5 protein-coding genes and 1 tRNA gene are annotated in these 6075 nt (G+C 27.9%); all 6 read right to left on the minus strand.

The genetic code is table 11. The annotated features are described in order from the left end of the window. Positions 1-8: 8 nt before the first annotated feature. The 6 genes from ACWI69_RS06585 to ACWI69_RS06610 all read right to left on the minus strand — a co-directional run bounded on the left by ACWI69_RS06585 (position 9) and on the right by ACWI69_RS06610 (position 6039). A complete protein-coding gene (locus tag ACWI69_RS06585; protein ID WP_448821044.1) occupies positions 9-1130 on the minus strand; it encodes an EpsG family protein in 1122 nt (373 codons plus the stop codon). Continuing rightward, on the minus strand, positions 1127-2185 hold the full coding sequence (locus ACWI69_RS06590; RefSeq protein WP_448821045.1) for a glycosyltransferase: 1059 nt from the start codon (positions 2183-2185) through the stop codon (positions 1127-1129). The genes ACWI69_RS06585 and ACWI69_RS06590 overlap by 4 nt, the downstream gene beginning before the upstream one ends. Next, positions 2186-2983 carry a glycosyltransferase family A protein gene (locus ACWI69_RS06595; RefSeq protein WP_448821046.1) on the minus strand — a complete coding sequence of 266 codons (798 nt, stop codon included), beginning with the start codon at positions 2981-2983 and terminating at the stop codon, positions 2186-2188. It abuts the gene before it with no gap. A 5-nt stretch (positions 2984-2988) separates the two neighbouring features. Next, positions 2989-4224: a sugar transferase gene (locus tag ACWI69_RS06600; protein WP_448821047.1), complete on the minus strand. Its 1236-nt coding sequence runs from the start codon at positions 4222-4224 to the stop codon at positions 2989-2991. Further along, the gene (locus tag ACWI69_RS06605) at positions 4224-5837 is read right to left on the minus strand and encodes a hypothetical protein (RefSeq protein ID WP_448821048.1); all 1614 of its coding nucleotides are present in this window, start codon (positions 5835-5837) and stop codon (positions 4224-4226) included. Before ACWI69_RS06605 ends, ACWI69_RS06600 begins: the two co-directional genes overlap by 1 nt. Before the next feature lie 126 nt (positions 5838-5963). Continuing rightward, positions 5964-6039, minus strand: a tRNA-Asn gene (locus ACWI69_RS06610). Positions 6040-6075 lie beyond the last annotated feature (36 nt).

Consider the following 6075-nt stretch of genomic DNA (forward strand, 5'->3'; position numbering starts at 1 on the left):
CCTCTCAATTAATATTGTATTAATAGCTCTTTTCCATAGCTTTCTTTTAAGTATTTCTTACTTTCAATCAATTCCTGTTCTCTCTTTTCATAATCTAACTCATTAAAAATAGCATTTTTATATCTATAATTTATCTTATTCCCTGGAAAAGTTATACTTTTATATATTCTACCTAAACATAAAACCCATATAATTCCTATTAGAACCTTTTTATTTTCCACGTTCTCTATCGCTCTTGTTAAAACTAACCAAGCACCATAAGTAAATAGTATACCCACTCTCAATGAAACTATCGAAAGTTCCGAAGTGAAAAGAAATATACCAATCCAAACATATGCACTATTTTTTATAATCCTATTTTTTTCATAATTATAAGCTAAGAAAAATACTATTGCTCTTTCCAGATAAAATAGATTTACTCCTCTCATTAATTCTTTAGGAATCACTTCTTTATAATTGAGTAATTTGCTTTCTAAAACTTCGGGTAAAAATGCATAATCCAATTGGAAAATCAAGTGAAAAAATTTAAAATCTAGTATATAATAGATACTTCCCAATATAAAGGCACCTATTACAACTTTATTTTTATAATTGTAGTTTAAAATAAAATACATTGGTAAATACAATACTGCACTTGTGTGAAATAAAATTCCTAATAAATTTAGCGATAAAAATGGAATTACTTTTCTTTCCTCTATATATCGCATAGAAAACAAAAATAAAACAATTGCTTTCATGTTTCTCAATAATTCAACTTCTATATGTAGTCCCTGAAGACTAAAAAATATTGCAAATGCCATTATTGGGTATTTACAGTATTTTTTAAATACAAAATATAAAACTATAAAATCAATCATTGTTGTTATAAATTGATAAAAAATATAGTTTTTAAAAATACCTTTAATTAAAAATGTATAAAACATATAACCTTTTTCATAAGTATATGCTGAATTCATAAAAGATGGATAGTAAAAGTACCAATCCCATCCTAAAAATCCTCTTGTTCCCAAAAATAAAATTAAAAAAACAACAATTCCTTTTAAAATGTTTTCTTTTAAAATTTTATTTTCTGAAAAAACATCATAAATTCCTAATACTAATAATACTAAAGCCACGGATATAAAAATCATTTCATTTCCTCTTTATAGACATCTATATATTTTTTAGCAGTCTCTTCAATTGAATATGTTAAACTTTTTTTTATTCCAGCCTTACTTTTTTCATAATAAAATCTAGAATTCTCTAAACTTGTAATTTTTTCAACAAGATCATCCACATCTCCCAATTTAAAGAGAAGACCGCTATCTCCAACAATGTCGGCTAGTCCCTCTATATCACTCACTACAGTAGGTGTTCCCGTTGCCATAGCCTCTAATGCACTCAATCCAAAGCCTTCAAAATTAGAGGATTGTATAGCTATATCACTTCTTTTTAAAAGTGTGGCAACAGAATTAGAATACCCTAAAAACTGGACCCTATTACTTAAGTTTAGCATTAAAACTTCTCGCTTCACAGCCTCTTGAGTCTCACCTTCACCTACCAAAGTTAACATATAGTCTTTGGGTAACTTTTCCATTGCTCGTACCACTGTCAGATGATCTTTTGATGGATGAAATCTCGAAATCATTATCATATTATTACCTTTTCTTTCTTTAGGTTTCCCTATAAATGCTCTCAATGAAACTCCATTAGGTATAACTTCTACCTTTTTTACACTCAGTTCCACCCATTTAACGAGCTCTTTAGCGGTAGCTTCAGAAATTGCTATTACTTTAACATACGATTTATATATAAATTTATCTAAAAACTTATATATCCATTTTTCTCTTCTCCTATTGTGAGTACTGTGCTCTGTCGTAATGTACACCACTTTTTTATTTAAGTATTTTGCCACACTCGTCCAAATCTGTGCATGTACAAGGTGAGCGTGGGCAATAGTATACCCGTTTTCTTTTATTATTTTGGCTATTTCAAAAGGATTTTTTAAACTAAATTTGTTATTAGGTTTTAAAGTATAAACTTTTATTCCTCTTTTTCTATACTCCTCTAAAAATTTTTCACCTTTAGTATCTAAAACCAATAGATCAACCTCTATTCCTTGTTTTTTTTGAGCTGGAATTAAGTCTAATAATAACTTTTCTGCCCCACCTAATTCCAGTGATGTTATTATGTGAAGTACCTTCATTTAATTCTCCTCTTCCCTTTTCCAATCATAGTATAACACTTGGAAAAATCTAATTAAAAACTTTATCTTATTTTTAATTGGAATTTTTTTTTTCAACATATACCGGTAATACAACTTCAATCCCTTAGGATTATTTTTCATAATTTCATTAAATCTTCTGGTATAGCCATCATTCAAATATTGATAGTAATATATTCCTTTATCTATATATCTAAATATATAATTTTCTCCCATTTGATTCCAAATATAACCTTCTGGAACAAACTTTTCATTTTTTATCTCTGGAAATGGATACTCTCTCATTATGGAACTTTTTACCACTTCAGCTTTATCTCCCAAGATTTTTTTATTATAAAATATATCCAGTGGATTGCTATCTATTTGATCTTCTCCGAATGTTTCATTTTTTCTTACAATTTCTCCATTATCAAAGACCTCAACTTTTCTAAACACCATCCCTGCATAATCATTTGGTAGTGTCACAACTTCCTCTTCTATTGTTTCTATCGCTTTTTCACTCAAATAATCATCACTGTCCACAATAAAGAAAAACTCTTTTTTAGCCAAAGAAACTCCTATATTTATAGCTCTCATTTTTCCACCATTTTTTACTTTTTTATACACTATTGGAATCTCATTCTCATCTATAAACTCTTTTATTAACTTCTCTGTTCCATCATTCGAACCATCATCTACAACTATCCATTCAAAGTTTTTCACCGTTTGATTTTTTAAGCTTCTATACAATCTCCTCAGTGTTTCTTCCCTATTATAGGTGGGTGTAAATACAGTTATCATTACGTTTACCTTCCTTTTCCAAAAACAACTGTTTTTAAAGTTTTAAATAGAATCATTATATCTAAGCATAAGCTATAACATTTTATATAATATAAATCATATTCTAATTTATTTTTTGCATCTTCAACTGTTGCACCATACGGATACATAACTTGTGCCCAGCCGGTAAGTCCCGGCTTCACCATATGCCTTAACCCATAGTATGGAATTTGTTTCTCCAATTCTTTTATAAAAACCATTCTTTCAGGTCTTGGACCAATAAAACTCATATCTCCCCTAATTACATTTAGAAGTTGAGGTAATTCGTCAATTCTTGTTTTCCTCATAAAATTTCCAAATTTTGTAACTCTTGGATCATTTTTTTGAGCCCATTTTGCTCCATCCTTCTCTGCATCTTGTCTCATACTTCTAAATTTATATACAGGAAACTCTCTCTCATTTTCTCCAACTCTATCTTGAGAATAAATAATAGGACCTGAACTTTCTAATTTAACAATTATAGCAGCAACTATCATAATTGGAAAAGTTAATACTCCTATTACAAGTGACATTCCAATATCAAAAACTCTTTTTACTTTATTTTGAAATCTGCTTCTTAAAATTTCAAACCCATAGGCATTTAACAACCACTCCTCATTTATATATGAGACTTCAATTTTTTTTTCAATTTCTAACATATAATCTAAATATCCCATCACATGAGTATTTCTTAATTTTATTTTCAATATTTTTTCTATCTCTTTTTCTTCTAACTTTATTTTTCCTAGCAATAGTAATTTTATATTATTAACTTTTACAAATTCTTCCAGTTTTTCTATATTATCAGTGAAGTCGATATACCTATATCCTTCTAACTTTTCTATACTTTTTTCTAAATTATTCTTTAGCTCTCCATCTCCGTAAATTGTAACTGGTTTAACTCTATAGATAATTATATTTATAACTGTTCTTAAAAAAATTGTAATTGTAGTAAATAAAATAAAAAATATAACTAGCCAAAAATCCCAGCTTATTAAGAACCAAATAAGAAAGAATACAAAATTTATCCCAATTACAGTTATATAATTTTTTATAGAATATTTAGGAACATCAAAGTTCATCAAATCAAATGTATATAATCCCAACATTATAAAGGAAAATACACCAACTCCTATAATACTTGTTTCTAAGGATAATCCAAGTAGATTTATTAATATCGAAAATAAAATACCTAAAATACCTATATAAAATACTCTTAACATTAATTTTCACTATCTCCTTCATAAAGAATAGTCCTTTCTCCATCCTCTATTATATTTTCATCAGCTCCATTTTTATCATAAAATATAATTGCTTTAAATACCTCATCTTTAGAATCCAATCCATATTCAGAGAATAGAGCAGTTGGATAAGTCACATCTCTATAGGACACAACTGTTAAGATGTTATTGTTTCTAACTAGGTATTTAGTCTTTCTATTTTTGCTCGCTATATCCCCATCCTCTCTACCAATTCTTCCAAGTATTTTTCCTAAAATATTTAATCTAAATTTATCCTCGTCATTCTTTACTTCCCAAATACCTGAATCCTCTTTTTCAATTTTAACTTTTCTCATCTCTTTTCCAGTTTTTAAAATATACCTAATATTCCCCATACTATCAAAAGTAAATGGTAAACCCTCATCTTTCAAATTATAAGATGCCAAATTAAAACCCGGTTGAATACTTCCAGGTACCCTTTTTTCTATATAAATTGCTGGTAATTTATCGTCTATTGGGATTGTTTTTAATTTCAATTTCTTACTTTTTATAACTTTTTTATCACTTGGATTCAATTGTTCAATCAGAACTATATTTTCCGATTTTGGGTATAATCCCACTATGGGTAAAATATCTCCAGAAGTATACTTTTTTTCGTAACTAAAATTAGGCATACCTCCCATACCCATTACTGTTACTTTTAATAAATCACTCTTATTGACAGGCTCATATTTCATTCCATAAGCAAGTGGCGTTCTCCCGTATGGGTTATATCTTAAAAATGGTTCTTCAAATGTATATTGTTTTTCTTCGTATTCTTTTTTTAACTCCTTTTCATATTTTTCATCTTGTACGTATAAATCACCATATAAAGCAGCCTTTCTAATATCAAATCCCTCTAACATCTCTTCTATCTCTATTGCTAAAACTGGATTTACATTTCCTATTTTATAAAGAGTTTTACTTATTTCAACTGTTTCCTCTAAATTATATTTTTTTATATCTTTCTTTTCTACAAATTCCACAGTTATAGGAGATTTTGATAAAATCTCGCTTATTTCTATTAATTTTTCTTCTGAAAGTTGGTCAAAAGTATCTTTGCTATTTCTTATTGGTAATAACTTTATTATTCTATCTTTGATTTTTATAACCTCAGGTCTATTTTCAATGGTTTTAATACTGTGATCAAAGTTATTTTTTATTAAATCCTCTTTAAAATATTTACCCAACTCTGGTGATAGTAAACTCAAATCCTTTAGTCCTTTTATAACTTTTGCGTTCTCAAGAGCTTTATTGTAATCTTTATTTTCCAGATAAAAAGTAATATCGGGATTATTTAAAAAATAAACCAATTTTCCATCTTTTAGGATAGAAGCTGCCATTCCCATCTTATCTGGAGACAAACTCTCTAAAATTCTTTTTAACTTATTATCTTTTAATTTTATATCAAAAATTTTCGCATTTTTTTTCTTTTCACTGTTCTCATATATTTTAGAAATATTTTTATTGTTTTTTAATATACTTTCTATTTTTTTTCTATTGAATAACAACATAAATCCTATTACTATTATTAATATAGAGACCACTATTACTATCACTCTATCTTTTTTTATCATCTTTTACTTTATTCACCTCGTTTTTAAATTTTTACTCTCTATTATTATACACTATATCGAATTAATTGCATAAAAAAAAGAGCTAAAAAGCTCTCTAAATTTAAACTTTTCCAAAAAATAAAAAAATGGCGCTTCTTGCTGGGCTCGAACCAGCGACAACACGATTAACAGTCGTGCGCTCTACCAACTGAGCTAAAGAAGCACATTTTTTAAGATTGGCAACTTCCTATCCTCCCAG

The organism is Cetobacterium sp. (assembly GCF_977044495.1).

Bases quoted from the DNA above. Each gene is read 5' to 3' on its own strand.
- ACWI69_RS06585 (WP_448821044.1), bottom strand. From the start codon at position 1,130: ATGATTTTTATATCCGTGGCTTTAGTATTATTAGTATTAGGAATTTAT.
- ACWI69_RS06590 (WP_448821045.1), bottom strand. From the start codon at position 2,185: ATGAAGGTACTTCACATAATAACATCACTGGAATTAGGTGGGGCAGAA.
- ACWI69_RS06595 (WP_448821046.1), bottom strand. From the start codon at position 2,983: ATGATAACTGTATTTACACCCACCTATAATAGGGAAGAAACACTGAGG.
- ACWI69_RS06600 (WP_448821047.1), bottom strand. From the start codon at position 4,224: ATGTTAAGAGTATTTTATATAGGTATTTTAGGTATTTTATTTTCGATA.
- ACWI69_RS06605 (WP_448821048.1), bottom strand. From the start codon at position 5,837: ATGATAAAAAAAGATAGAGTGATAGTAATAGTGGTCTCTATATTAATA.